Origin of the sequence: Pseudomonas sp. MPC6 (genome assembly GCF_006094435.1) — a bacterium.
Taxonomy (GTDB): Bacteria; Pseudomonadota; Gammaproteobacteria; order Pseudomonadales; family Pseudomonadaceae; genus Aquipseudomonas.
Map to the genome: position 1 here is coordinate 6,256,766 of NZ_CP034783.1, position 24,469 is coordinate 6,281,234.

The 24,469-nt window shown below is 58.8% G+C and carries 25 protein-coding genes; 8 read left to right on the plus strand and 17 right to left on the minus strand.

Going from position 1 to position 24,469, the window contains the following annotated elements; genetic code table 11:
* Positions 1–160 precede the first annotated feature (160 nt).
* The 5 genes from ELQ88_RS31155 to ELQ88_RS31175 all read left to right on the plus strand — a co-directional run bounded on the left by ELQ88_RS31155 (position 161) and on the right by ELQ88_RS31175 (position 5,153).
* Positions 161–1,372, plus strand: coding sequence for an MFS transporter (locus tag ELQ88_RS31155; RefSeq protein WP_138969232.1), 1,212 nt, complete (start codon positions 161–163; stop codon positions 1,370–1,372).
* A 205-nt stretch (positions 1,373–1,577) separates the two neighbouring features.
* Positions 1,578–2,093, plus strand: coding sequence for a DUF72 domain-containing protein (locus ELQ88_RS31160; RefSeq protein ID WP_138969233.1), 516 nt, complete (start codon positions 1,578–1,580; stop codon positions 2,091–2,093).
* Positions 2,090–2,887: an endonuclease/exonuclease/phosphatase family protein gene (locus ELQ88_RS31165; RefSeq protein ID WP_138969234.1), complete on the plus strand. Its 798-nt coding sequence runs from the start codon at positions 2,090–2,092 to the stop codon at positions 2,885–2,887. Before ELQ88_RS31160 ends, ELQ88_RS31165 begins: the two co-directional genes overlap by 4 nt.
* The gene (gene clsB / locus ELQ88_RS31170; RefSeq protein ID WP_138969235.1) at positions 2,884–4,167 is read left to right on the plus strand and encodes a cardiolipin synthase ClsB; all 1,284 of its coding nucleotides are present in this window, start codon (positions 2,884–2,886) and stop codon (positions 4,165–4,167) included. The genes ELQ88_RS31165 and clsB overlap by 4 nt, the downstream gene beginning before the upstream one ends.
* Positions 4,167–5,153 carry a lysylphosphatidylglycerol synthase domain-containing protein gene (locus ELQ88_RS31175; RefSeq protein ID WP_138969236.1) on the plus strand — a complete coding sequence of 329 codons (987 nt, stop codon included), beginning with the start codon at positions 4,167–4,169 and terminating at the stop codon, positions 5,151–5,153. Before clsB ends, ELQ88_RS31175 begins: the two co-directional genes overlap by 1 nt.
* Before the next feature lie 101 nt (positions 5,154–5,254).
* On the opposite strand, the gene ELQ88_RS31180 is transcribed toward ELQ88_RS31175, so the two are convergent.
* The 3 genes from ELQ88_RS31180 to ELQ88_RS31190 all read right to left on the minus strand — a co-directional run bounded on the left by ELQ88_RS31180 (position 5,255) and on the right by ELQ88_RS31190 (position 8,309).
* A complete protein-coding gene (locus ELQ88_RS31180; protein ID WP_128872493.1) occupies positions 5,255–6,013 on the minus strand; it encodes an alpha/beta fold hydrolase in 759 nt (252 codons plus the stop codon).
* Positions 6,003–7,112 (minus strand): DUF3182 family protein, encoded by a 1,110-nt coding sequence (locus ELQ88_RS31185; protein ID WP_138969237.1) that lies wholly within the window; start codon positions 7,110–7,112, stop codon positions 6,003–6,005. Before ELQ88_RS31185 ends, ELQ88_RS31180 begins: the two co-directional genes overlap by 11 nt.
* A gap of 204 nt (positions 7,113–7,316) precedes the next feature.
* Positions 7,317–8,309: a GlxA family transcriptional regulator gene (locus ELQ88_RS31190; RefSeq protein WP_128872495.1), complete on the minus strand. Its 993-nt coding sequence runs from the start codon at positions 8,307–8,309 to the stop codon at positions 7,317–7,319.
* 101 nt (positions 8,310–8,410) lie between these two features.
* On the opposite strand from ELQ88_RS31190, the gene ELQ88_RS31195 reads away from it, so the two are divergent.
* Both ELQ88_RS31195 and ELQ88_RS31200 read left to right on the plus strand, forming a co-directional pair.
* Positions 8,411–8,965: a cysteine hydrolase family protein gene (locus ELQ88_RS31195; protein ID WP_128872496.1), complete on the plus strand. Its 555-nt coding sequence runs from the start codon at positions 8,411–8,413 to the stop codon at positions 8,963–8,965.
* 149 nt (positions 8,966–9,114) lie between these two features.
* Positions 9,115–11,319: an OsmC domain/YcaO domain-containing protein gene (locus tag ELQ88_RS31200; protein ID WP_128872497.1), complete on the plus strand. Its 2,205-nt coding sequence runs from the start codon at positions 9,115–9,117 to the stop codon at positions 11,317–11,319.
* 186 nt (positions 11,320–11,505) lie between these two features.
* Here ELQ88_RS31200 and ELQ88_RS31205 read toward each other — a convergent pair whose 3' ends face one another.
* Both ELQ88_RS31205 and ELQ88_RS31210 read right to left on the minus strand, forming a co-directional pair.
* The gene (locus tag ELQ88_RS31205; RefSeq protein ID WP_007896798.1) at positions 11,506–12,030 is read right to left on the minus strand and encodes a single-stranded DNA-binding protein; all 525 of its coding nucleotides are present in this window, start codon (positions 12,028–12,030) and stop codon (positions 11,506–11,508) included.
* A 9-nt stretch (positions 12,031–12,039) separates the two neighbouring features.
* On the minus strand, positions 12,040–13,437 hold the full coding sequence (locus ELQ88_RS31210; RefSeq protein ID WP_138969238.1) for an MFS transporter: 1,398 nt from the start codon (positions 13,435–13,437) through the stop codon (positions 12,040–12,042).
* A 191-nt stretch (positions 13,438–13,628) separates the two neighbouring features.
* On the opposite strand from ELQ88_RS31210, the gene uvrA reads away from it, so the two are divergent.
* A complete protein-coding gene (gene uvrA / locus ELQ88_RS31215; protein ID WP_138969239.1) occupies positions 13,629–16,463 on the plus strand; it encodes an excinuclease ABC subunit UvrA in 2,835 nt (944 codons plus the stop codon).
* A gap of 140 nt (positions 16,464–16,603) precedes the next feature.
* Here uvrA and bfr read toward each other — a convergent pair whose 3' ends face one another.
* The 12 genes from bfr to rpsE all read right to left on the minus strand — a co-directional run bounded on the left by bfr (position 16,604) and on the right by rpsE (position 24,469).
* Complete coding sequence (bfr, locus tag ELQ88_RS31220) at positions 16,604–17,068, minus strand: bacterioferritin (protein WP_128872499.1); 465 nt, start codon at positions 17,066–17,068, stop codon at positions 16,604–16,606.
* A gap of 149 nt (positions 17,069–17,217) precedes the next feature.
* Complete coding sequence (locus ELQ88_RS31225) at positions 17,218–18,672, minus strand: catalase (protein WP_128872500.1); 1,455 nt, start codon at positions 18,670–18,672, stop codon at positions 17,218–17,220.
* A gap of 204 nt (positions 18,673–18,876) precedes the next feature.
* Positions 18,877–19,263, minus strand: coding sequence for a 50S ribosomal protein L17 (rplQ, locus tag ELQ88_RS31230; protein WP_008145500.1), 387 nt, complete (start codon positions 19,261–19,263; stop codon positions 18,877–18,879).
* Between the two features lie 42 nt (positions 19,264–19,305).
* Positions 19,306–20,307 carry a DNA-directed RNA polymerase subunit alpha gene (gene rpoA / locus ELQ88_RS31235; RefSeq protein WP_003176403.1) on the minus strand — a complete coding sequence of 334 codons (1,002 nt, stop codon included), beginning with the start codon at positions 20,305–20,307 and terminating at the stop codon, positions 19,306–19,308.
* Positions 20,308–20,329: 22 nt separating this feature from the next.
* Positions 20,330–20,950, minus strand: coding sequence for a 30S ribosomal protein S4 (gene rpsD, locus ELQ88_RS31240; protein WP_003210056.1), 621 nt, complete (start codon positions 20,948–20,950; stop codon positions 20,330–20,332).
* A gap of 18 nt (positions 20,951–20,968) precedes the next feature.
* Positions 20,969–21,358 carry a 30S ribosomal protein S11 gene (gene rpsK, locus ELQ88_RS31245; RefSeq protein ID WP_002555466.1) on the minus strand — a complete coding sequence of 130 codons (390 nt, stop codon included), beginning with the start codon at positions 21,356–21,358 and terminating at the stop codon, positions 20,969–20,971.
* Positions 21,359–21,388: 30 nt separating this feature from the next.
* Complete coding sequence (gene rpsM / locus ELQ88_RS31250) at positions 21,389–21,745, minus strand: 30S ribosomal protein S13 (RefSeq protein ID WP_003186020.1); 357 nt, start codon at positions 21,743–21,745, stop codon at positions 21,389–21,391.
* Positions 21,746–21,874: 129 nt separating this feature from the next.
* Positions 21,875–21,991, minus strand: coding sequence for a 50S ribosomal protein L36 (gene rpmJ / locus ELQ88_RS31255; RefSeq protein ID WP_002555468.1), 117 nt, complete (start codon positions 21,989–21,991; stop codon positions 21,875–21,877).
* Between the two features lie 28 nt (positions 21,992–22,019).
* Positions 22,020–23,348 carry a preprotein translocase subunit SecY gene (gene secY, locus ELQ88_RS31260; protein WP_128872501.1) on the minus strand — a complete coding sequence of 443 codons (1,329 nt, stop codon included), beginning with the start codon at positions 23,346–23,348 and terminating at the stop codon, positions 22,020–22,022.
* On the minus strand, positions 23,349–23,786 hold the full coding sequence (gene rplO, locus ELQ88_RS31265; protein ID WP_064680056.1) for a 50S ribosomal protein L15: 438 nt from the start codon (positions 23,784–23,786) through the stop codon (positions 23,349–23,351).
* Positions 23,787–23,789: 3 nt separating this feature from the next.
* Complete coding sequence (gene rpmD, locus ELQ88_RS31270; protein ID WP_003186033.1) at positions 23,790–23,966, minus strand: 50S ribosomal protein L30; 177 nt, start codon at positions 23,964–23,966, stop codon at positions 23,790–23,792.
* Between the two features lie 2 nt (positions 23,967–23,968).
* Positions 23,969–24,469, minus strand: coding sequence for a 30S ribosomal protein S5 (gene rpsE / locus ELQ88_RS31275; RefSeq protein ID WP_007943782.1), 501 nt, complete (start codon positions 24,467–24,469; stop codon positions 23,969–23,971).

Here is a 24,469-nt window from a genome sequence, read left to right on the forward strand (position 1 = left end):
CCGCCTTCGCTGGCAAGCCAGCTCCTACAAGGGACCGGGTAATGCCGATGGGGGGATCTTTGCGCAGAGCTCAAATATCAAATGCCCATCCCTCTATTTTTCCGCACAACCGAAACCCCGACACTGCGCTCCATCAATCAAATCCACCGGAGTTGCAGCCATGCCCATTGCCTTGCTCGCGCTGACCCTCAGCGCCTTCGCCATCGGGACGACAGAGTTCGTCATCGTAGGCTTGTTACCCACTATAGGCGCCGACCTCGGTGTTAGCCTGCCATCTGCAGGGCTGCTGGTCAGCCTCTATGCCCTGGGTGTCGCCATCGGTGCCCCGGTCTTGACCGCCCTGACCGGTAAAGTCCCGCGCAAATTGCTGCTGTTGTCGCTGATGGTGCTGTTCACCCTCGGCAACCTGCTGGCGTGGCAAGCACCGAGCTACGAATCGCTGATCATTGCGCGGATCGTCACCGGTCTGGCCCACGGGGTGTTTTTCTCGATCGGTTCGACCATCGCCACCAGTCTGGTGCCAAAGGAAAAAGCGGCCAGCGCGATCGCCATCATGTTCACCGGCCTGACCGTGGCGCTGGTCACCGGCGTGCCGCTGGGGACCTTCATCGGTCAGCATTTCGGCTGGCGTGAAACCTTCCTCGCCGTGTCCACGCTGGGTGTCATCGCCTTTATCGGCAGCCTGCTCTATGTACCGAAGAACATCACCCACAGCAAACCGGCCTCGCTGCTGGAACAATTGCAGGTACTCAAGCAACCCCGCTTGTTGCTGGTGTATGCGATGACCGCAGTCGGCTACGGCGGCTCATTCACCGCGTTTACCTTCCTGGCACCGATTCTCCAGGACGTTTCAGGCTTCAGCGCCAGCACTGTCAGCCTGGTGTTGCTGGTTTACGGGATCTCGGTGGCGGTCGGTAATATCTGGGGCGGCAAACTGGCAGACAAACATGGCCCGATCAGAGCCTTGAAAGTCATTTTCGCCCTGCTCGCCGCAGTCCTGTTCGTGCTGACCTTTACCGCGGGCAACCCATGGCTGGCCCTGGCGACCGTGCTGGTCTGGGGAGCAGTCGCGTTCGGTAACGTACCGGGCCAGCAGGTTTATGTAGTGCGCCAGGCCGAACACTACACCCCAAATGCAGTGGATGTGGCTTCCGGCCTGAACATCGCCGCCTTCAACCTCGGCATTGCCGGTGGCGCCTGGGGCGGTGGATTGATCGTCGCTCATCTGGGCTTGATCCATACGGCGTGGATTGGCGGCCTGGTGGTGCTGGTGGCGTTGGCGCTGACTGCCTGGAGTGGTCGTCTCGATCGGTTGGGTCCGGTGTATGCCGAACCGGCTGAAGGCTCGGCCCGCGTCATCGCTGGCCACTGACAGCCCCTGTGGGAGCTTGCTCGCGATGATGGCGGCACATTCAACAGGATGTGACTGATGGACCGCTATCGCGAGCAAGCTGCCACATTAGCGCTTTGGTGTTCTTCAGAGTCTGTACCGTCCGTAGTTCCGTCGAAACTTTATCCCTCGCCCCGCAGTCAGCAAAAGATAGCGGCAGTCCGAGGACCATTAGACGGGAGGCGATATGGCGGCGATTCACATTGGCATTTCAGGTTGGCGGTACACGCCCTGGCGGGGGGATTTCTACCCGAAGGGGTTGACCCAGAAGCGCGAATTGCAATTCGCGTCGCGGGCCGTCAACAGCATCGAAATCAATGGATCGTTTTACGCCCTGCAACGGCCCGAACGTTACGCCCAGTGGTACGCCGAAACGCCGACGGGCTTCGTGTTCAGTGTCAAAGCGCAACGCTTCATCACCCACATCAGGCGCCTGCGTGACATTCACACCCCCCTGGCCAATTTTTTCGCCTCCGGGGTGCTGGAACTCTGGCACCAGGGCAAGCAACCGAGCGACCCCCAGTTGATCGCGCCGCAGCAAAAACCCAAGGTGCGCAAATCCCGCGAGGTGTTCTGCTATTTCGACAATGACATCAAAGTCCGCGCGCCCTTCGATGCACGCAGCCTTCTGCAGCGCTTGCATCTCGACACAAATCTTGCCACTGCCCCCGGCGAGCCCGCTGCCGAAGGAGTGCTGCCATGAATAGTTCCGAGCAGCTCAGCGTATCGGATGATCAGCCACACACCATTGCCGCGGTACGCCGCTTCACCGTCCTGACGGTCAACACCCACAAGGGCTTCACCGCCTTGAACCGGCGCTTCATCCTGCCCGAATTGCGCGAAGCGGTGCGTAGCGTGTCGGCCGACGTGGTGTTCTTGCAGGAGGTTCACGGCACCCACGAGCATCATCCGGCGCGTTACAGCAACTGGCCGCAGATGCCGCAGTATGAATTCCTCGCCGACACCCTGTGGCCGCAGTTCGCCTATGGGCGCAACGCGGTCTACCCGGCGGGGGATCACGGCAATGCGCTGCTGTCGAAATTCCAGATCATTCGCCATGACAATCTCGACGTGTCCATCAGCGGCCATGAGAACCGCGGCATCCTGCATTGCGTGCTGCGCCTGCCCGGCGACGGCCAGGAAGTGCACGCCATTTGCGTCCACCTGGGCCTGCGCGAAAGCCACCGTAATGCACAGCTGAAGCTATTGGCCAGCCGCCTTGCAGAGTTGCCGGCCGAGGCGCCGGTGGTGGTCGCCGGTGACTTCAACGACTGGCGCCAGCGCGCCGACGCGCTGCTCAAGCCCTGCGGTCTGCGAGAAGTGTTCGCCGAACTCCACGGCAAACCGGCGCGCAGTTTCCCGGCACGCCTGCCGGCGTTGCGCCTGGACCGCATCTACGTGCGCAACCTCAAGGCCAGCCGTCCGCAAGTGTTGGCGGCGCGCCCCTGGTCCCACCTCTCCGATCACGCACCGCTGTCGGTGGAGATCGAGTTATGAGCAGCCCGTCGATGGAAAAAACCAGCGTGGAACACTTATCCACCACCCCGCCGGTCCGTGAGCCCGGCACGGTCGACGTCGAATACGGCTGGCAGGGCAACAATCTCGTGGAGCTGCTGGAAAACGGCGAAGCGTATTTTCCTAGGGTGTTCGAGGCCATGCGCCAGGCCAAGAGTGAAATCCTCCTGGAAACCTTCATCGTGTTCGAGGACAAGGTCGGCAATGAACTGCAGCAAGTGCTGATCGATGCCGCCAGACGCGGGGTGCGAGTCACCGCCAGTCTCGACGGTTTTGGCTGCGGCGAATTGAGCTCCGCCTTTCTCGCGGCGTTGAGCGAGGCCGGCGTGCGTATCCAGATATTCGATCCCGCTCCCAAGCACTTCGGCATTCGTACCAACTGGTTCCGTCGCCTGCACCGCAAGATAGTGGTCGTAGATGGCACGATTGCGTTCATTGGCGGGATCAATTTTTCCGCCGACCACCTGGCCGACTTCGGTCCCGAGGCCAAACAGGATTATTCGGTGGAAGTACAAGGCCCGGCAGTGGCCGACATCCATCACTTCGCACTGCTGCAAAGCGGCCGGCCGGCCCGGGCCAAATACTGGTGGCAACGTCGCCGCCAGCGGCGCCAGGAACTGGCCTTCACCGATCACGACGGCCAGGTGCGACTTGTCTATCGCGACAATGGCGAACACACGACCGATATCGAAGAGGTATACCGCCAGGTGCTGCGCAGCGCCCAACGGCGCGTGGTGATCGCCAACGCCTACTTCTTTCCCGGTTATCGCCTGCTGCGCGAAATCCGCAACGCGGCCCGGCGTGGCGTCGATGTGCGCCTGATCCTCCAAGGCCAGCCCGACATGATGGTGGCCAAACTCGCCGCGCGCATGACCTATGACTACCTGCTCAAATCCGGCGTGCAGATTTATGAATACTGCGAACGCCCGCTGCACGGCAAAGTCGCGCTGGTGGATGAGGACTGGAGCACGGTGGGTTCGAGCAACCTGGACCCGTTGAGCCTGTCCATGAACCTGGAAGCCAACGTGTTGATCCGCGATCGCGCCTTCAACCGGATATTGTCCGAACGCCTCGAGGACCTGAGTGACAATCACTGCAAGGCCATGTCCGTGGACAAATCACCCCGCGGACGGGTCTGGCACATGACCGTCGGCTTCCTGGTGTTCCACTTCCTGCGCCACTTCCCGGCCTGGGCCGGTTGGCTGCCGGCGCACAAGCCGCGCCTGAAACCTTTTTCCCACACCGCCCGGAGTGACACCTGATGAGCCACTCTGAAACACAACCGGCCACCCACGCCGACCACCCGCACAAGTCGCGCTGGAGCCGCTGGAAAAAACCGCTGACGATGCTGTTTTTCCTGGCGCTGATCGTACTGTTCACGATGCTCGCCCAGCGCATCGAGTGGGATGAAGTGTTCAGCAACCTCGCTGATTTCAAGGTTCGCACGCTGATCATCGCGTGCGGGGTGACGTTGGTCAGTTTTCTGGTCTACGCCTGCTTCGACCTGATCGGCCGTACCTACATTCGCCAGGACCTGACATGGAAGCAAATCCTGCCGGTGGGGATCATCAGCTACGCCTTCAACCTCAACCTGAGCGCCTGGGTCGGTGGCGTTGCCATGCGGTATCGCCTGTACTCGCGTCTAGGGGTGAGTAAAGGCAACATCGCGAAGATCCTCGGCCTGAGCCTGGCGACCAACTGGTTCGGCTACATGGTCATTGCTGGCGCAGTGTTCACCAGCGGGCTGGTACGGATGCCGCCAGGCTGGAAGCTGAGCACCGGCGCGTTGCAAGGTGTGGGCGTGTTGTTGCTATTGGTGAGCGCGGGATACCTGGTGGCCTGTCAGTTTTCCCGGCGCCGGGAATGGTCGATCCGCGGGGTGGAAATCAATCTGCCGTCCCTGCGCATGGCGATCCTGCAACTGGCTCTCGGGGCGCTGAACTGGTCGCTGATGGCGGCGGTGATTTTCACCCTGTTGCCGAGCAAACTGGACTATCCGCTGGTGCTTGGGGTGCTGTTGATCAGCGCGATCGCCGGAGTGATCACGCATATTCCTGCCGGGCTTGGGGTGTTGGAAGCGGTATTCGTGGCGCTGCTGCAACATGAGGCTTCACGGGGGAGCCTGGTGGCGGGGCTGCTGGCGTATCGGGCGATCTATTTCATCTTGCCGCTGTTGATTACGGTGGTGATGTATCTGGTTGTCGAGGCCAAGGCCAAGTCATTGCGGATTGCGAAGAAACCCAAGTGATCGCCAGGGTCTGCCATGGCACCTTCGCGGGCAAGCCTCGCTCCTACGGATTTGGGTCTTTGTAGGAGCGAGGCTTGCCCGCGAAGAATCCACCGCCGATCTCAAGTCGATTGAATGATGCTCAACCGCTCACCCACCACCATCTCCGTGATCCAGTCCACCAGGATCGAGGTGTATGCCTGTTGCGAAACCGGGTCGCTCAAGGCGTGGTCCGACCCGTCGATAATCCGGTGCGTCAGGGAATGCGTCTGCTGACAGGCCGCCCGGTAACTCATGATGGTGGCGTGCGGCACATAGTCATCGGTCTCGGATTCGACCAGCAGCACATCCCCGGTAAATTGCGAACAGGCATGCAGCGCGCGATTAGTGTCGGCGCGAACCAGCGTGCTGCGGTAGTCACGCAGGTCGGGCTTGTCCAGGTCACGCTTGGGTGTATTCCATTGATCGTCGCGATACAGCGCCGGCACTCGCAGCGCCAACCAGCGAACAGGGCGCAACGACGTCAGGATCGATGCCAGATAACCCCCATAACTGGTGCCGACGACGGCAATCGCCGAGGTGTCGAGCGCCGGATGGGCCAGCAACCGGTCATAAGCCGCCAGCAGGTCGCGCAGGTTGTCTTCACGCGTCACCCGTGTCAGTGGAATGCCGGTGCCCCCGGTGTGCCCGCGCAAGTCGAACGTCAGGCACACACATCCCAAACCGGCGATACCTTTCGCCCGTTCCAGGTCGCGCTCCTGGCTGCCGCCCCACCCATGCACGAACAACACGCCCGGGACTTTTGACTTGGGGCTGAGGAAGGTCCCGGTCATCTGTTCATCATCGATGTCGATCTGAATGGTTTCGCTTCTAGCCGTCATAGGATTTAACCGTTACGTACTTGAGTAGAAAATCACTGTGCTGCGCCGGCCCGCGGTAGACCTCGATGGCGTCCGCAGGCAGGGGCTGATCGATGTAGGTTTCCACCGAAGACACACGAATCGCACGCATCCCCGGATCGTTGACGAAGCTCTGCAACGCCGCCAATTCGGCACTGCTGGCACCGCCCATGCGCCAGGATTGCTCCAGCACACCGCTGCGCGGCTTGCCGTTACTGTCCAGCCCCTGGGCAATGTCGTAGTTGCGCCTTGAGGCGTAGAAGCCTGGATAAGATTCATCCGCGGCGCTGTCGAAGACCTGCGCTTGCCGGATCGCCAGACGCACATCGTCGGGCAGCGCCAACTCGAGCAGGTCCTCGTAATAACCCTGCACCACGAGCAGATTGGAGCCTCCATAAACCTGCTCGCCTTGACCGTCTTCGGTCAAGTATTGATCACCGCAATAACTCAACACTTTGCCGCCGATAAAGCTCTGGCCGACGCTGTGGGTGATGACTTTGTCCAGATCCTGCTCGAGCACCACGCCATCGGTGAACAGCGTTCTGGCATCGGGCCGGGCCAGAATCGCATCAAACTGGTCGAGGCTTTTGATCACTTCTTGACCGCGTCCGGCGCAGGCATGGATGGGCTTGAGGCGAATGGGTCCGGTGTAGAGCAGGTGTTCTGCCGCGGGACGCGCATCGTCCAGAGAAAACACACTGAGACCATCCAGCACAACGCTGCGCACGCGCTCGGAAAACAGCGACGACCACCCTTGCGGGGCGTGGGCATTTTTACTGCGCAATCCGTGGCTGATGGCTTTGGTGCAGATGAAGTCATGGTCGACATACCCTCCCCACAAATCATCCGGCCCTTTCACGCCCAACGCCAGGGCGGCCGCGGCGCCGACCAGGGTCTGGGTAGGCAACAGGTAAAGGTCATGGCCGCGGTGTGATCCAGGGTCGTAACTGCCACCGAATTTGAGCCCGAGGATGTGCGCCAGCCAACGGGCCAGCGCGCGATTGGTTTCGACTTCGTGCAGTGGAGCGTCGGGGTGCACCGAATGGGCGACCACCAGTTTCTTGCGGTTTGCTGGGGTCATGCATCCCCCTTCGATCGGCACGTGATGAATGTAGTGTCAGGGGTGCAGGGATCAGGCCAAGGGTGGCTGGCACGGAACGTTTTTTAAATCAGCCAGTTGTGGGAAAAGTGATGGCACTAAGCCTGTTTTAATCTGCATGAAACCTTTCAAGACTCCTGCATTTTGCACGACTGACGCTTCCACAGAGTATTCAGGGTGAAGCGTCTATCGGGTTGCGGCACTGGATGTCACCCCAAACCGCGCCCGATAATCACTCGGCGCCAGCCCGGTAATTTTTTTGAACATCGCCCGAAACGCCCCAGGATCCTGATACCCGACGGTCCAGGCGATATGATCGATAGTGCCGTTGGTGAACTCAAGCATTTCCCGGGCCTTGCCGACCCGCAGATGCTGGCAGTACTCGGTAGGTTTCAAACCCGTCGCCGCGCGGAATCGGCGCAGGAACGTGCGCTCTTCCAACCCTGCCCGCTCGGCCATCGCCGTCAGCGACACATCGGTCGCGCCAGTGCTTTGCAGCCAATGCTGAACCTTGAGTATCGACGCATCGCCATGGCTGAGAATTGGTGAAAAATTGCTGCCGCATTCGCTCGCGGCGTCGCTGTGTTCCACCACCAGGAACCGCGCGGTACTGGTGGCGATGCTCGGCCCGAGCAGGCGGTTCACAAGACGCAAACCCAGCTCGGACCAGGCCATCAAGCCGGCGGTCGTAATCAAGTCGCCGTCATCGACGATGGGCGTATCGGCCTTGAGTCTGATCGCCGGATAACGCTCGGCGAACGTCTTGGCCGAGGTCCAGTGGGTGGTGGCGCTACGACCGTCGAGCAGGCCGCTTTCGGCCAACAGGATCGAGCCCACGCAAACGCCGCCCAGGATCGCGCCATTGGCATGTTGCTGACGAAGCCAGCGGATCAACGCCCGGGGTGCCTGGCCTTCGGAAAAACCGGCGATCGACGGCGGTATCAACACCGCAACCAATGCGCTGTCGAGGACGGGATGGCTGTCATAGACCCGCTCGGGGACCTGCTCGCCATCGACCTGCCAATGGCTGACCCGCAACTGCGGCAACTGTGCGCTCTGGTGCTCGGCGGCAATCCGGTTCGCCACGGCGAACAAGTCCGTCAGCCCGTGCACCGCGGCCATCTGCGCGCCGGGATAGATCAGCACCGCCAGTTCGACGATTGCCCTTTCTGCGTCCATTGTCAGTTTTCCCCCTGTTATTGTCGGTGCGGCCAATCCTCGGACGGCCTGCCAGACCCAATACTTCATTCCACACCAAGACACACTTCGAGGAAACAATCATGACCAGGCAAGCACTCATCGTAGTCGATATCCAGAACGACTACTTCCCACAGGGCAAGTGGCCACTGGTCGGTGCCGACGCCGCTGCGGACAACGCCGTACGCTTGCTCAAAGCCTTTCGCGACGCCGGTGATTCGGTGGTGCACATCCGCCACGAGTTCGCCTCCGACGACGCACCGTTCTTCACCCCCGGCTCTGAAGGCGCGAAGCTGCACCCCAAGGTGCTCAACCGCGCCGACGAGCCGGTCGTGCTCAAGCACTTCGTCAATTCATTCCGCGAAACCGAACTGAAATCGATCCTCGACGAGCAAGGCATCAAGGATCTGGTGGTGGTCGGCAGCATGAGCCACATGTGTGTCGACGGCATCACCCGCGCCGCAGCCGACCTGGGCTACACCGTCACCGTCATTCATGACGCCTGTGCGTCCCGCGATCTGGAATTCAACGGTCTTACCGTTCCGGCAGCCCACGTACACGCGGCCTTCATGTCGGCCTTGGGTTTTGCCTATGCGAGCGTGGTGTCCACCGACGAGTTCCTGGCCGCCAACGGCTAAAACGCCCTCAAAACCATAAGGCCAGTAGCGCTCGCCCGCTATTGGCCTTTTGGTAAACCTGGCTCAGGACCAGACAACCACAAGACTTACCGCTGAAAAGCCGGATAATGGCGGCCAAATCGTCTATCCCGTTATTCTGGTAATCCCCCATGGAAATCAAGGTCAACTTTCTCGACAACCTTCGGCTTGAAGCCAAGTTCGATGACTTCACGGTGGTGGCCGATCAACCTATCCGCTACAAGGGCGATGGCTCGGCGCCGGGTCCGTTCGACTATTTCCTGGCGTCGTCGGCACTGTGTGCGGCGTACTTTGTGAAGTTGTACTGCAGCACCCGTAATATCCCCACCGATAACATCCGCCTGTCGCAGAACAATATTGTTGACCCGGAAAACCGCTACAACCAGATTTTCAAGATCCAGGTCGAACTGCCGGCGGACATCTCGGACAAGGACCGCCAGGGCATCCTGCGTTCCATCGACCGTTGCACCGTGAAAAAAGTGGTGCAAGCCGGGCCTGAGTTTGTGATCGAAGAGGTGGAAAACCTCGACGCCGATGCCCAGGCGTTGCTGATGCCCGCTGCCAATTCCGAGACGGGCACCTACATCGTGGGCAAGGATCTGCCGCTGGAGCAGACCATCGCCAATATGTCGGCCATCCTGGCGGACCTGGGCATGAAGATTGAAATCGCCTCGTGGCGCAATATCGTGCCCAATGTCTGGTCGCTGCACATCCGCGATGCGCACTCGCCGATGTGCTTTACCAACGGCAAGGGTGCGACCAAGGAAGGCGCGTTGGCGTCGGCGTTGGGCGAGTTTATCGAGCGACTCAACTGCAACTTCTTCTACAACGACCAGTTCTGGGGCGAAGACATCGCCAACGCAGCGTTTGTGCACTACCCGGATGAACGCTGGTTCAAGCCTGGGCGCAAAGATGCACTGCCAGCCGAGATTCTCGACGAGTACTGCCTGAAGATTTACAACCGTGACGGCGAGCTGCGCGGTTCCCATCTGATCGATACCAACTCGGGCAATGAAGAGCGCGGCATCTGCTCACTGCCGTACGTGCGCCAGTCGGACGGCGAAGTGGTGTATTTCCCGTCAAACCTGGTTGAAAACCTGTTCCTGAGCAACGGCATGAGTGCCGGTAACACCTTGGCCGAAGCCCAGGTGCAGTGCCTGTCGGAGATTTTCGAGCGCGCGGTGAAACGCGAAATCATCGAAGGCGAATTTGCCCTGCCGGATGTGCCGGCCAATGTGCTGGCGAAATACCCCGGGATCCTGGCCGGGATTCAGGCGCTGGAAGAACAGGGGTTCCCCGTGCTGGTGAAGGATGCGTCCCTGGGCGGTGAGTTCCCGGTGATGTGCGTCACGCTGATGAACCCGCGTACCGGCGGTGTGTTCGCCTCGTTCGGTGCTCACCCGAGCCTGGAAGTGGCGCTGGAACGCAGCCTGACCGAATTGCTGCAGGGCCGCAGCTTCGAAGGCCTCAACGACTTGCCCCAGCCGACGTTTGAAGGCCATGCAGTGACCGAGCCGAATAATTTCGTCGAGCACTTCATCGACTCCAGCGGCGTGGTGTCGTGGCGCTTCTTCAGCTCGAAGTCGGATTACGAGTTCGTGGAGTGGGACTTCTCCGGCCAGGGTGAAAACTCGAATGCCGAGGAAGCCGCGACCTTGTTCGGCATTCTCGAAGGCATGGGCAAGCAAGTGTACATGGCGGTCTACGAGCATATCGGCGCTAAGGCGTGCCGCATCCTGGTGCCGGACTATTCGGAAATTTACCCGGTAGACGATCTGATCTGGGACAACACCAACAAGGCGCTGTTCTTCCGCGCCGACATCCTGAACCTGCATCGCCTGGACGAAGATGAACTGAAAGCGCTGGTCGAGCGCCTGGTGGAAAGCGAGCTGGACGACTACACCGACATCACCAGCTTGATCGGCATCGAATTCGACGACAATACCGCCTGGGGCCAGCTGACGATCCTGGAGTTGAAGCTGCTGATTTATCTCGCCTTGCAGCAAGTTGAAGAGGCGAAAGAAGCGGTGGAAATGTTCCTGCAGTACAACGACAACACGGTTGAGCGCGGCTTGTTCTATCAGGCCGTCAACGTGGTGCTGGAGATGAAGCTGGACGAAGACTTGGAACTGGAAGACTACGAAGCCAACTTCCGCCGGATGTTTGGCAACGAGCGGATGGACGCAGCGATCGGATCGGTCAACGGCAGCGTGCGCTTCCATGGCTTGACGCCGACCAGCATGAAACTGGAGGGGCTCGATAGACACCTGCGCCTGATCGACAGCTACAAGAAACTGCACACGGCTCGGGCTAACGTGACGACTTCATCCCGTTGACCTCGATCCTGTAGGAGCCGGCTTGCTGGCGATCCAGGCAGCGCGGTTAATCAGGTAAACCGCGTAATCGTTCATCGCCAGCAAGCCGGCTCCTACAACTGGTGCGCAAAAGAAAACCCCCGACCAGTCGAGAGGACTGATCGGGGGCTTCAGGGCTAAACTTTACAGATTAGTCTAAGGTATGCGCTAGAACGGGATATCGTCATCAAAGCTGTCGAAATCCGGAGCCGGCTGCGGAGCGGCCTGCTGCTGTGGCGCCGGACGCGACTGTTGCGGTGCCGACTGCTGTGGACGCGGAGCCTGTTGGCGTGGGGCCGGAGCGGACTGCTGGTAGTTATTGCCCCCGCCTTGTTGATCGCCCTGCTGTGGACGGCCGCCCAGCAGTTGCATGGTGCCTTGCATGTCGACCACGATTTCAGTGGTGTAACGCTTGATGCCGTCTTTTTCCCACTCGCGGGTCTGCAGTTTGCCTTCGATGTAAACCTGCGAACCTTTACGCAGGTATTCGCCGGCGATTTCCGCCACCTTGCCGAACATCGACACACGGTGCCATTCGGTCTTCTCGACCTTTTGACCGGTTTGCTTGTCGGTCCACTGTTCGCTGGTCGCCAGACTCAGGTTGGTCACGGCGTTACCGTTCGGCAGGTAGCGAACTTCGGGATCCTGGCCGCAAGTGCCGACCAATATGACTTTGTTAACCCCACGGGCCATAACGTTCTCCTAGGCTTCGCACGCTGTCGCGGCCGGGTTGTTCACCAGACGCTCGAGGGTGGTGCGATCCAATAGTTCTGTGTCCAATTTGATGTAAATGGCCGCTTCATCCGCGACTATCACTGCATCTGTTACCCCTACGACGGCCATCAGGCGCTCGACCAGACCCGCTTCGCGGATGGCCTCGGGCGACAGCGGCAAGCGCAGGCTCGTGACGTAGGGCGGTTCGCGCATGGTAACAGCAAAGGCCAACCAGAGGGCAGCCAGCCCGGCGCATCCAAGGAAGACAACCGACAAACCGCCATGCTGGAACAGCCAGCCGCCGAGGATCCCGCCCAGCGCCGAACCGAGGAACTGGCTGGTGGAATAAACCCCCATCGCCGTGCCCTTGCCGCCCGCCGGTGAAACCTTGCTGATCAGCGATGGCAATGAAGCTTCCAGCAAGTTGAACGCGGTGAAGAACACCACCGTCCCGATCACCAGAGCCCGCAAGCTATCGCCGAACTGCCAGAAGAATAGCTCAGTGAGCATCAGCGTCAGCACTGCGCCTAATAAAACTCGTTTCATTTTGCGTTTCTTCTCGCCGTAGATGATGAACGGGATCATGGCGAAGAACGAAATCAGCAGCGCGGTCAGGTACACCCACCAGTGCTGCTCCTTGGGCAGACCGGCTTTTTCGACCAGGGCCAGGGGCAATGCAACGAAGCTCGACATCAACATCGCGTGCAACACAAAAATGCCCAGGTCCAGGCGCAGCAGGTCCGGGTGCTTGAGCGTCGGCAGCAGCGCCTGACGCGCGACGCCGGACTCGCGATGCTGCAACGGTCCGGTGGAGCGCGGCACCATGAACATCACGACCAGAATGCCGAACAGCGCCATGCCGCCCGTGGCCAGGAACAGCCCGGACAGACCGAAAGCGCGCGTCAGCAGCGGCCCCACCACCATGGCGACAGCGAACGACAGACCGATAGTCATGCCGATCATGGCCATGGCCTTGGTCCGGTGCTGTTCGCGGGTCAGGTCCGACAACAGCGCCATCACCGCCGCTGAAATCGCCCCGGCACCTTGCAGGATGCGTCCGGCAATCACGCCCCAGATCGAATCGGCATTGGCCGCCAGGAGGCTGCCGAGGGCGAAGACGATCAGTCCCAGGTAAATCACCGGGCGCCGGCCGATGCGATCGGATATGAAACCGAAAGGAATCTGAAAAATCGCCTGGGTCAGGCCGTAAGCGCCGATCGCCAGCCCGATGAGGGCCGGGGTCGCTCCCGCCAGATCCATGCCATAGGTCGCCAGTACCGGCAACACCATGAACATGCCAAGCATACGGAACGCGAACACCAGGGCCAGACCGCTTGCTGCGCGTGTCTCACTGCCACTCATGCGTTCGCTGTGGGGATCGTGCATGGAAAAACCTCATGTGAACCGGCGGCGATTCTACCAGTCCCATCGATTGACGGGGTATATCGCGACGCTTTGACGCGCTTCGCTGACAGACTCTTCATGTAAGGCAACAATCCGCTCGTTTGACAGTGTGCATCCATCCAGTATTTGGCCGTATACTCCTACGTTTTCGACGCCCGCCAAGCGAGGCCATTTTGGACAAGATCCTGATTCGTGGGGCCCGAACCCACAACCTGAAGAACATCGACCTGACCCTGCCACGGGACAAACTGATCGTTATCACCGGACTGTCCGGATCCGGCAAATCTTCCTTGGCATTCGACACGCTGTACGCCGAAGGGCAGCGCCGCTACGTCGAATCGCTGTCGGCCTACGCCCGGCAGTTCCTGTCGATGATGGAAAAACCTGACGTCGACACCATCGAAGGTTTGTCGCCAGCCATTTCCATCGAACAGAAATCGACTTCGCACAACCCGCGTTCGACGGTCGGCACCATCACTGAGATCTACGACTACCTGCGCCTGCTCTACGCTCGCGTAGGTATTCCGCGCTGCCCGGATCACGACATTCCGCTGGAAGCCCAGACCGTCAGCCAGATGGTCGACCTGGTCCTCGCGCAACCGGAGGGCAGCAAGCTGATGCTGCTGGCCCCGGTGATCCGCGAGCGTAAAGGCGAACACCTGTCGGTTTTCGAAGAGCTGCGCGCACAAGGCTTCGTTCGGGCCCGGGTCAACGGCAGGCTGTGCGAGCTGGACGAGCTGCCGAAGCTGGACAAACAGAAGAAGCATTCGATCGATGTGGTGGTCGACCGCTTCAAAGTGCGCCCCGATCTGCAACAGCGTCTGGCCGAGTCGTTCGAGACCGCGCTGAAGCTGGCGGACGGCATCGCTCTGGTGGCGCCGATGGACGACGAGCCGGGTGAAGAGATCATCTTCTCCGCGCGCTTCGCCTGCCCGATCTGCGGCCACGCCATCAGCGAGCTCGAACCCAAGCTGTTCTCTTTCAACAACCCGGCCGGTGCGTGCCCGACCTGCGATGGCCTGGGCGTAAAGCAGTTCTTCGACATCAAGCGCCTGGTCAATGGCGAACTGACCCTGGCCGAGGGCGCGATACGCGGCTGGGACCGGCGCAACGTGTATTACTTCCAGATGCTCGGGTCGCTGGCCTCGCACTACAAGTTCAGCCTGGAAGTGCCGTTCAACGAACTGCCGGCCGATCAGCAGAAATTCATCCTGCATGGCAGTGGCTCGCAGAACGTCGACTTCAAATACTTGAACGACCGTGGCGATATCGTCAAACGCTCGCACCCGTTCGAAGGCATCGTGCCGAACCTCGAGCGTCGCTACCGCGAAACCGAGTCGGCCTCGGTCCGTGAGGAATTGGCCAAGTTCCTCAGCACCCAGCCTTGCCCTGATTGCCGTGGTACTCGTCTGCGTCGCGAAGCGCGGCACGTTTGGGTCGGCGAGAAAACGCTGCCGGCGGTGACCAATCTGCCGATTGGCGATGCTTGCGAATATTTTGGCGGGCTGAAGCTGACTGGCCGCCGCGGTGAGATTGCCGACAAGATTCTCAAGGAAATCCGCGAGCGCCTGCAGTTCCTGGTCAACGTGGGTCTTGATTATCTGTCGCTGGATCGCAGTGCGGATACGCTGTCTGGCGGTGAGGCCCAGCGGATTCGTCTGGCCAGCCAGATTGGTGCCGGCCTGGTGGGGGTTCTGTACATCCTCGACGAGCCATCGATTGGCCTGCACCAGCGCGACAATGACCGGTTGCTCGGCACGCTCAAGCACCTTCGGGATATCGGCAACACGGTGATCGTGGTCGAGCACGACGAAGATGCGATTCGTCTGGCCGATTACGTGGTCGACATTGGCCCGGGCGCTGGCGTGCATGGCGGGCATATCGTCGCCGAAGGCACGCCGGCCGAGGTCATGGCTCACCCTGACTCGCTGACGGGCAAGTATTTGTCGGGACGGGTAAAGATCGCCGTTCCAGCCAAACGCACTCCGCGCAATAAAAAGTTGTCGCTGTCGCTCAAGGGCGCACGCGGCAATAACTTGCGCGATGTCGACCTGGACATCCCGATCGGCTTGCTCACCTGCGTGACCGGCGTGTCCGGTTCGGGCAAGTCGACGCTGATCAACAACACCCTGTTTCCGTTGAGCGCCACGGCCCTCAACGGTGCCACGACCCTGGAGGCTGCCGCCCACGACAGCATCAAGGGCCTGGAACATCTGGACAAGGTGGTCGACATCGACCAGAGCCCGATCGGGCGTACGCCGCGCTCCAACCCGGCGACCTATACCGGGCTGTTCACGCCGATTCGCGAACTGTTCGCCGGCGTGCCGGAGTCCCGCTCGCGTGGCTATGGTCCAGGACGTTTCTCCTTCAACGTGAAGGGCGGGCGCTGCGAGGCCTGCCAGGGCGATGGCCTGATCAAGGTAGAGATGCACTTCCTGCCGGACATCTATGTCCCGTGCGACGTCTGCAAAAGCAAGCGCTACAACCGCGAAACGCTGGAGATCAAGTACAAGGGCAAGAACATTCACGAAACCCTGGAGATGACCATCGAGGAAGCTCGAGTGTTCTTCGACGCGGTTCCGGCGTTGGCGCGCAAGCTTCAGACGCTGATGGATGTGGGCCTGTCGTACATCAAGCTGGGGCAATCGGCGACCACGTTGTCGGGGGGTGAAGCCCAGCGGGTGAAACTCTCCCGCGAACTGTCCAAACGCGACACCGGCAAGACGTTGTACATCCTCGATGAGCCGACCACCGGCCTGCATTTCGCGGATATCCAACAACTGCTCGACGTCCTGCATCGTCTGCGCGACCACGGTAATACCGTGGTGGTCATCGAGCACAACCTCGACGTGATCAAAACGGCCGACTGGTTGGTGGATCTGGGGCCGGAAGGCGGTTCCAAGGGCGGGCAGATCATTGCTGTCGGCACGCCGGAAGAAGTGGCGGAGATGAAGCAGTCTCACACCGGGTTCTACCTCAAGCCGTTGTTGGAGCGGGATCGGGCCTGAATCCGGCCCATGAAAAAGCCCCTGTCACGTTGTCGGTGACAGGGGCTTTTTGTTAAGAACCTGTGGGAGCCAAGCTTGCTGGCGATAGCGGTCTCATGGACGCCTTCGCCGGCAAGCCGGGCTCCTACAGTTCCGCAGCATCAGAACTGCGATTGCAGGTAATTCTCCAGCCCGATCAACTTGATCAGACCCATCTGCTTTTCAAGCCAATAGGTGTGGTCTTCTTCGGTGTCATGCAATTGAACCCGCAGCATCTCGCGGCTGACATAGTCCTTATGCTGCTCGCAGAGTTTGATGCCCTTGCAGAGCGCGGCGCGGACTTTGTATTCCAGGCGCAGGTCAGCAGCGAGCATGTCAGGCACAGTGGTGCCAACATCAAGGTCGTCCGGACGCATACGCGGTGTGCCTTCGAGCATCAGAATCCGGCGCATCAGGGCATCAGCGTGTCCGGCTTCTTCTTCCATCTCGTGATTGATACGTTCGTAGAGCTCGGTGAAACCCCAGTCCTCGTACATCCGCGAATGGATGAAATATTGATCACGCGCCGCCAGCTCGCCGGTCAGCAACGTGTTGAGGTAATCGATTACGTCTGGGTGGCCTTGCATCGCCCTACATCTCCCTGCTTTAAAGTCTGTAGTTTGAACCAACCTCGGCGCAAGGTCACTCACTTCGCGCTATAAAAGCGAAGATATTCTGAGAAAAGCAGCTTAAATAACGCAAAAACCGCCCAAATGAGGGCGGTTCTGCTTCTCGTTTAGACTTCGTTAAGCTGTACGCCCAATACCTTTGCGATTGCTTCTCCATACGCCTGATCGGCCCTGAAGAAATGCTGCAATTGACGGTCAATCACATCACCGGAAACCCCGGCCATTGCACCGGCGATGTTGTTGACCAGCAGGTTTTTCTGCTCAGCGCTCATCAACCGAAACAGTGCGCCGGCGTGGCTGTAGTAGTCGGTATCTTCGCGGTGATCGTAGCGATCCGCCGCGCCGCTCAGCGCCAAGGCAGGCTCGGCATAACGAGGAGCCTGTTTCGGCGACTCGACGTAGCTGTTTGGCTCATAGTTAGGTGCCGCACCGCCATTGGCGCCGAACGCCATCGACCCATCACGCTGGTAGCTGTTCACCGGACTGCGAGGCGCGTTCACCGGCAGTTGCTGGTGGTTGGTGCCGATACGGTAGCGGTGAGCATCCGCGTAAGCGAACACCCGACCTTGCAGCATGCGGTCTGGCGACAGCCCGACGCCGGGTACCATGTTGCTCGGACCGAACGCAGCCTGTTCCACTTCTGCGAAGTAATTCAGCGGATTGCGGTTGAGTTCCAGTTCGCCGACTTCGATCAGCGGAAATTGTTTCTGCGACCAGGTCTTGGTGACGTCGAAAGGGTTCTCATGGTGCGCCGCGGCTTGAGCCTCGGTCATGATCTGAATGCACACGCGCCATTTCGGAAAATCACCACGTTCGATCGCCTCGAACAGGTCACGCTGTGCGTAATCCGGATCGGTACCGGCCAGGCGTGCCGCATCTGCCGGGGCCAGGTTTTTGATCCCTTGCTGGGTCTTGTAGTGCCATTTCACCCAGTGCCGCTCGCCATTGGCGTTGATCAGGCTGTAGGTGTGGCTACCAAAGCCGTGCATGTGACGGTAACCGTCGGGAATGCCGCGGTCCGAGAACAGAATGGTGACCTGGTGCAACGCCTCAGGTGAATGCGACCAGAAGTCCCACATCATCTGCGCACTTTTCAGGTTGCTTTGCGGCAGGCGCTTTTGGGTGTGGATAAAATCCGGAAATTTGAGTGGGTCACGAATGAAAAATACCGGCGTGTTGTTGCCGACAATGTCCCAGTTACCTTCCTCGGTATAGAACTTCAGGGCGAATCCGCGTGGATCGCGCTCGGTGTCGGCCGAACCGCGCTCACCGCCGACGGTGGAAAACCGCAGGAAGGTTGGGGTTTGCTTGCCGATGGACTCAAACAGCTTGGCGCTGCTGTACCCGGTGATGTCACGCGTTACAGTGAACGTACCGTAAGCACCCGAGCCTTTGGCGTGTACACGGCGCTCAGGGATGTTTTCACGGTTGAAGTGGGCAAGCTTCTCGATCAGGTGGAAGTCGTCGAGCAGCAGCGGGCCACGAGGGCCAGCGGAACGGGAATTCTGATTGTCGGCGACAGGAGCGCCACTGGCGGTGGTAAGCGTTTTACTTTGGCTCATGCGATCTCATCCTTTGTCGGTCTTGAACGGCCGGCTAATCGGCTGACTCGGAGTATCGACCAGGAACACGACGCCATCAAATTTATTAAATCGCCTGCGCCGATAGAAAATACTAATCCTTAGCATGACGGCGACGGCCCAGGCTTTTCGAGCGCGCACAAAAAACCGGGCACAAGGCCCGGTTTTTCGTTTCAGACTGACGTCTTACTCAGCGGATACAGCTTCACCACCGGCAGGACGATCAACCAACTCGACGTACGCCATAGGCGCGTTGTCGCCAGTGCGGAAGCCGCACTTGAGGATGCGCAGGTAGCCACCCTCACGGGTAGCGTAACGCTTGCCCAGGTCGTTGAAGAGCTTACCAACGATAGCTTTCGAACGAGTACGGTCGAAAGCCAGACGGCGGTTAGCCAGGCTGTCTGTCTTGGCCAAAGTGATCAGCGGCTCAGCAACGCGACGCAGTTCTTTAGCTTTCGGCAGTGTAGTTTTGATCAGCTCGTGCTCGAACAGCGACACTGCCATGTTTTGAAACATGGCCTTGCGGTGCGAGCTAGTGCGGCTCAGGTGACGACCACTTTTACGATGACGCATGGTTCATTCCTTACCAAACACAACGTTCGGTGATTACGACGATCAGGCAGTCGCCTTGTCGTCCTTCTTAAGACTTGCAGGCGGCCAGTTGTCGAGGCGCATGCCGAGGGACAGACCGCGGGAGGCCAGAACGTCCTTGATTTCAGTCAAGGATTTCTTGCCAAGGTTCGGAGTCTTCAACAGCTCTACTTCGGTACGCTGAATCAGGTCACCGATGTAGTAGATGTTTTCCGCCTTAAGGCAGTTAGCCGAACGTACAGTCAGTTCCAGATCGTCAACCGGGCGAAGCAGGATCGGATCGATCTCGTCTTCCTGCTCGATTACCACTGGTTCGCTGTCACCTTTGAGGTCGACGAACGCAGCCAACTGCTGTTGCAGAATGGTTGCAGCACGGCGGATAGCCTCTTCAGGATCCAGGGTACCGTTGGTTTCCAGATCAATAACCAGCTTGTCCAGGTTAGTACGCTGCTCGACACGGGCGTTTTCCACCACGTATGCGATACGGCGAACCGGGCTGAACGAAGAGTCAAGCTGCAAGCGACCGATGCTGCGGCTTTCGTCTTCATCGCTCTGACGCGAGTCTGCCGGTTCATAACCACGACCACGAGCTACGGTGAGCTTCATGTTCAAGGCGCCGTTAGACGCCAGGTTAGCGATTACGTGATCGGGGTTAACGATCTCGACATCATGATCCAGCTGAATATCGGCAGCGGTAACCACCCCCGAACCCTTCTTCGACAAGGTCAGCGTAACTTCGTCACGGCCGTGCAGCTTGATAGCCAGACCTTTAAGGTTCAACAGGATTTCAATTACGTCTTCCTGTACACCTTCGATGGCGCTGTACTCGTGGAGCACACCGTCAATCTCGGCCTCGACTACTGCACAGCCGGGCATTGAGGACAACAGGATGCGGCGCAGCGCGTTGCCCAGGGTGTGGCCAAAACCACGCTCGAGAGGCTCGAGAGTGATCTTGGCGCGGGTTGGACTGACAACCTGCACATCAATATGGCGGGGTGTCAGGAACTCATTTACCGAAATCTGCATGGATGCACCTATTTTCTAGCCCTTACTTGGAGTAGAGCTCGACAATCAGGCTTTCGTTGATGTCGGCGGACAGATCACTGCGAGCTGGAACGTTCTTGAAAACGCCCGACTTCTTCTCAGTGTCTACTTCTACCCATTCTACGCGGCCACGTTGGGCACACAGATCGAGAGCTTGGACAATGCGAAGTTGGTTCTTTGCTTTCTCGCGAATCGCGACCACGTCACCAGCACGAACCTGGTACGACGGCACGTTTACGGTCTGACCGTTAACGCTGACGGATTTGTGCGATACCAGCTGACGGGATTCGGCACGAGTAGAGCCAAAACCCATACGGTATACAACGTTGTCCAGACGGCATTCGAGCAGTTGCAACAGGTTTTCGCCGGTTGCACCTTTCTTGCCAGCAGCTTCTTTGTAGTAGCCGCTGAATTGACGCTCGAGAACGCCGTAGATACGACGGACCTTCTGCTTTTCACGCAGTTGGGTGCCGTAATCGGACTGGCGACCGCGGCGTTGGCCGTGGATACCAGGTGCTGCTTCAATGTTGCACTTCGATTCGATCGCGCGCACGCCGCTCTTCAGGAAGAGATCGGTGCCTTCGCGACGAGCGAGTTTGCATTTTGGACCAATGTAACGAGCCATTCTTTACAATCTCCTGGATTACACGCGGCGCTTCTTCGGCGGACGGCACCCGTTGTGCGGGATTGGCGTCACGTCGGTGATGCTGGCGATCTTATAGCCACAGCCGTTCAAAGCACGGACAGCAGACTCACGACCTGGACCTGGACCTTTGACGTTAACGTCGAGGTTTTTCAGGCCGTATTCCAGCGCAGCTTGACCAGCACGTTCAGCAGCTACTTGAGCAGCAAACGGGGTGGACTTGCGGGAACCGCGGAAACCCGAACCACCGGAGGTAGCCCAAGAAAGCGCGTTACCTTGACGGTCGGTGATGGTCACGATTGTGTTGTTAAAAGAAGCATGGATGTGGGCGATGCCATCAACCACTGTCTTTTTAACTTTTTTACGAGGACGAGCAGCAGGTTTTGCCATGATAATTTTCCTGTCGATTCGCTGGGGCGATTACTTGCGGATCGGCTTACGCGGACCTTTACGGGTACGCGCGTTAGTCTTGGTACGCTGACCGCGTACTGGAAGACCACGACGATGACGCAGACCGCGATAGCAACCGAGGTCCATCAAACGCTTGATTTTCATGTTGATTTCGCGACGCAGGTCACCTTCAGTGGTGAACTTCGCCACTTCGCCACGCAGCTGTTCAATCTGCTCGTCGCTCAGATCCTTGATCTTTGCGGCTGGGTTTACCCCAGTCACTGCACAAATTTTCTGTGCAGTTGTGCGACCAACACCATAGATGTAGGTCAGCGAGATAACAGTGTGCTTGTTATCTGGAATGTTAACGCCTGCAATACGGGCCATTCAGTGGGACTCCAATTGACAGCTACCTACGCCCCGGAAGCCAAGAAATAGGGCGCGAGATAATATCGCTGTAATAACAAATAATCAACCCGGCAGCGCACTAGCTGCCGGGCTTCAAGCGGATCACACTCAGCCTTGGCGCTGTTTGTGACGCGGTTCCGCGCTGCAAATTACTCGAACAACACCTTCGCGGCGAATAATCTTGCAGTTACGGCACAGCTTTTTCACCGATGCACGAACTTTCATCACCAACTCCTCGAACCTTATGGGGTACTCAGCGCAACATGCCGCTGCCGTAGCCCTTCAGGTTGGCTTTCTTCATCAGGGATTCGTACTGGTGCGAAACGAGGTGCGATTGTACTTGGGACATGAAGTCCATCACAACCACGACGACGATCAGCAACGAGGTCCCGCCAAGGTAGAACGGAACGTTTGCTGCAACCACCAGGAACTGGGGCAACAGGCACACGGCCGTCATATATAGAGCACCGAACAGGGTCAAACGGGTCAGAACGCCATCAATGTAGCGCGCCGACTGCTCGCCTGGACGGATGCCCGGAATAAAGGCACCGGACTTCTTCAGGTTTTCCGCTACGTCTTTCGGATTGAACATCAACGCCGTATAGAAGAAGCAGAAGAAAATAATCCCTGCACTAAACAGCAGAATATTCAACGGCTGACCAGGAGCGATCGACTGCGAGATGTCCTGCAACCAGCCCAAACCTTCGGACTGGCCGAACCAGGTACCCAACGAAGCCGGGAACAGCAAGATGCTGCTCGCGAAAATAGCCGGAATAACACCGGCCATGTTCACCTTCAGCGGCAAGTGGCTGGTCTGCGCAGCGAAGACCTTGCGGCCCTGCTGGCGCTTGGCGTAGTGAACAGCAATACGACGCTGACCACGCTCAATGAACACCACGAAACCGATAATCGCTACTGCCAGCAAACCGATGGCAACCAGGGCGAAAATGTTGATATCACCCTGACGCGCAGACTCGAAAGACTGCCCGATCGCTCTCGGAAGACCGGCGACGATACCTGCGAAAATCAACATCGAGATACCGTTGCCAACACCACGCTCAGTAATCTGCTCACCCAGCCACATCATGAACATCGCACCAGCCACAAAAGTGGATACCGCGACGAAATGGAAGCCAAAGTCACCAGTGAACGATACGCCCTGCCCCGCCAGACCAATGGACATGCCAATGGCCTGAACAAGAGCGAGGACGACAGTGCCGTAGCGGGTGTACTGGGCGATCTTGCGACGCCCAGATTCACCTTCCTTCTTCAACTGCTCCAGTTGCGGGCTGACGGCGGACATCAGTTGCATGATGATCGATGCCGAAATGTACGGCATGATCCCCAGTGCAAAGATGCTCATCCGTTCCAGCGCGCCGCCGGAAAACATGTTGAACAAGCTAAGAATGGTCCCCTCATTCTGTCGAAACAGGTCCGCGAGTCGGTCCGGGTTGATACCTGGAACCGGGATGTGTGCGCCTATTCGGTAGACGATAATCGCCAGGAACAGAAAACGCAGACGAGCCCAGAGTTCAGACATACCGCCTTTGCCGAGCGCAGAGAGAGCACCTTGCTTAGCCATTTATTCCTCGAACTTGCCGCCAGCTGCTTCGATAGCCGCACGCGCACCTTTGGTGGCGCCGATTCCCTTTCCGATGGTGACAGCGCGAGTAACTTCGCCGGACAGCATGATTTTCACACGCTGTACGTTGACGTTGATCACGTTGGCATCTTTCAGGGACTGCACGGAGACGATGTCGCCTTCCACTTTAGCCAGCTCGGACAGACGCACTTCTGCGCGGTCCATGGCCTTCAGGGAAACGAAACCGAACTTCGGCAGGCGACGATGCAGCGGCTGTTGACCGCCTTCAAAGCCTGGAGCGATGGTGCCACCGGAGCGGGAGGACTGACCTTTGTGGCCACGGCCACCGGTCTTGCCCAAACCACTACCGATACCACGGCCCGGACGATGCTTTTCGCGACGGGAACCCGGCGCTGGACTCAGATCATTGAGTTTCATCGATTAACCCTCGACACGCAGCATGTAGTAAGCCTTGTTGATCATCCCGCGATTCTCGGGAGTATCAAGTACTTCTACAGTGTGACCGATGCGACGCAGACCCAGACCCTTAACGCACAGTTTGTGGTTAGGGATGCGGCCGGTCATGCTTTTGATCAGCGTAACTTTAACGGTAGCCATGATCAGAAGATCTCCTTGACGCTTTTGCCACGCTTGGCGGCAATGGATTCAGGAGACTGCATGGCCTTCAAACCTTTGAAAGTGGCGTGAACCACGTTTACCGGGTTAGTCGAGCCGTAGCACTTGGCCAGAACGTTCTGAACGCCAGCAACCTCGAGGACAGCACGCATAGCGCCGCCAGCGATGATACCGGTACCTTCAGAAGCAGGCTGCATGTACACCTTCGAAGCGCCGTGACCGGACTTCATTGCGTACTGCAGCGTGGTGCCGTTCAGATCAACTTGGATCATGTTGCGGCGAGCAGCTTCCATTGCCTTCTGGATCGCAGCAGGCACTTCACGTGACTTGCCACGGCCGAAGCCAACACGCCCTTTACCATCACCAACCACGGTCAACGCGGTGAAAGTGAAGATACGGCCGCCTTTAACGGTTTTGGCTACGCGGTTAACTTGAACCAGCTTCTCAATGTAGCCTTCGTCGCGCTTTTGGTCGTTATTTGACAT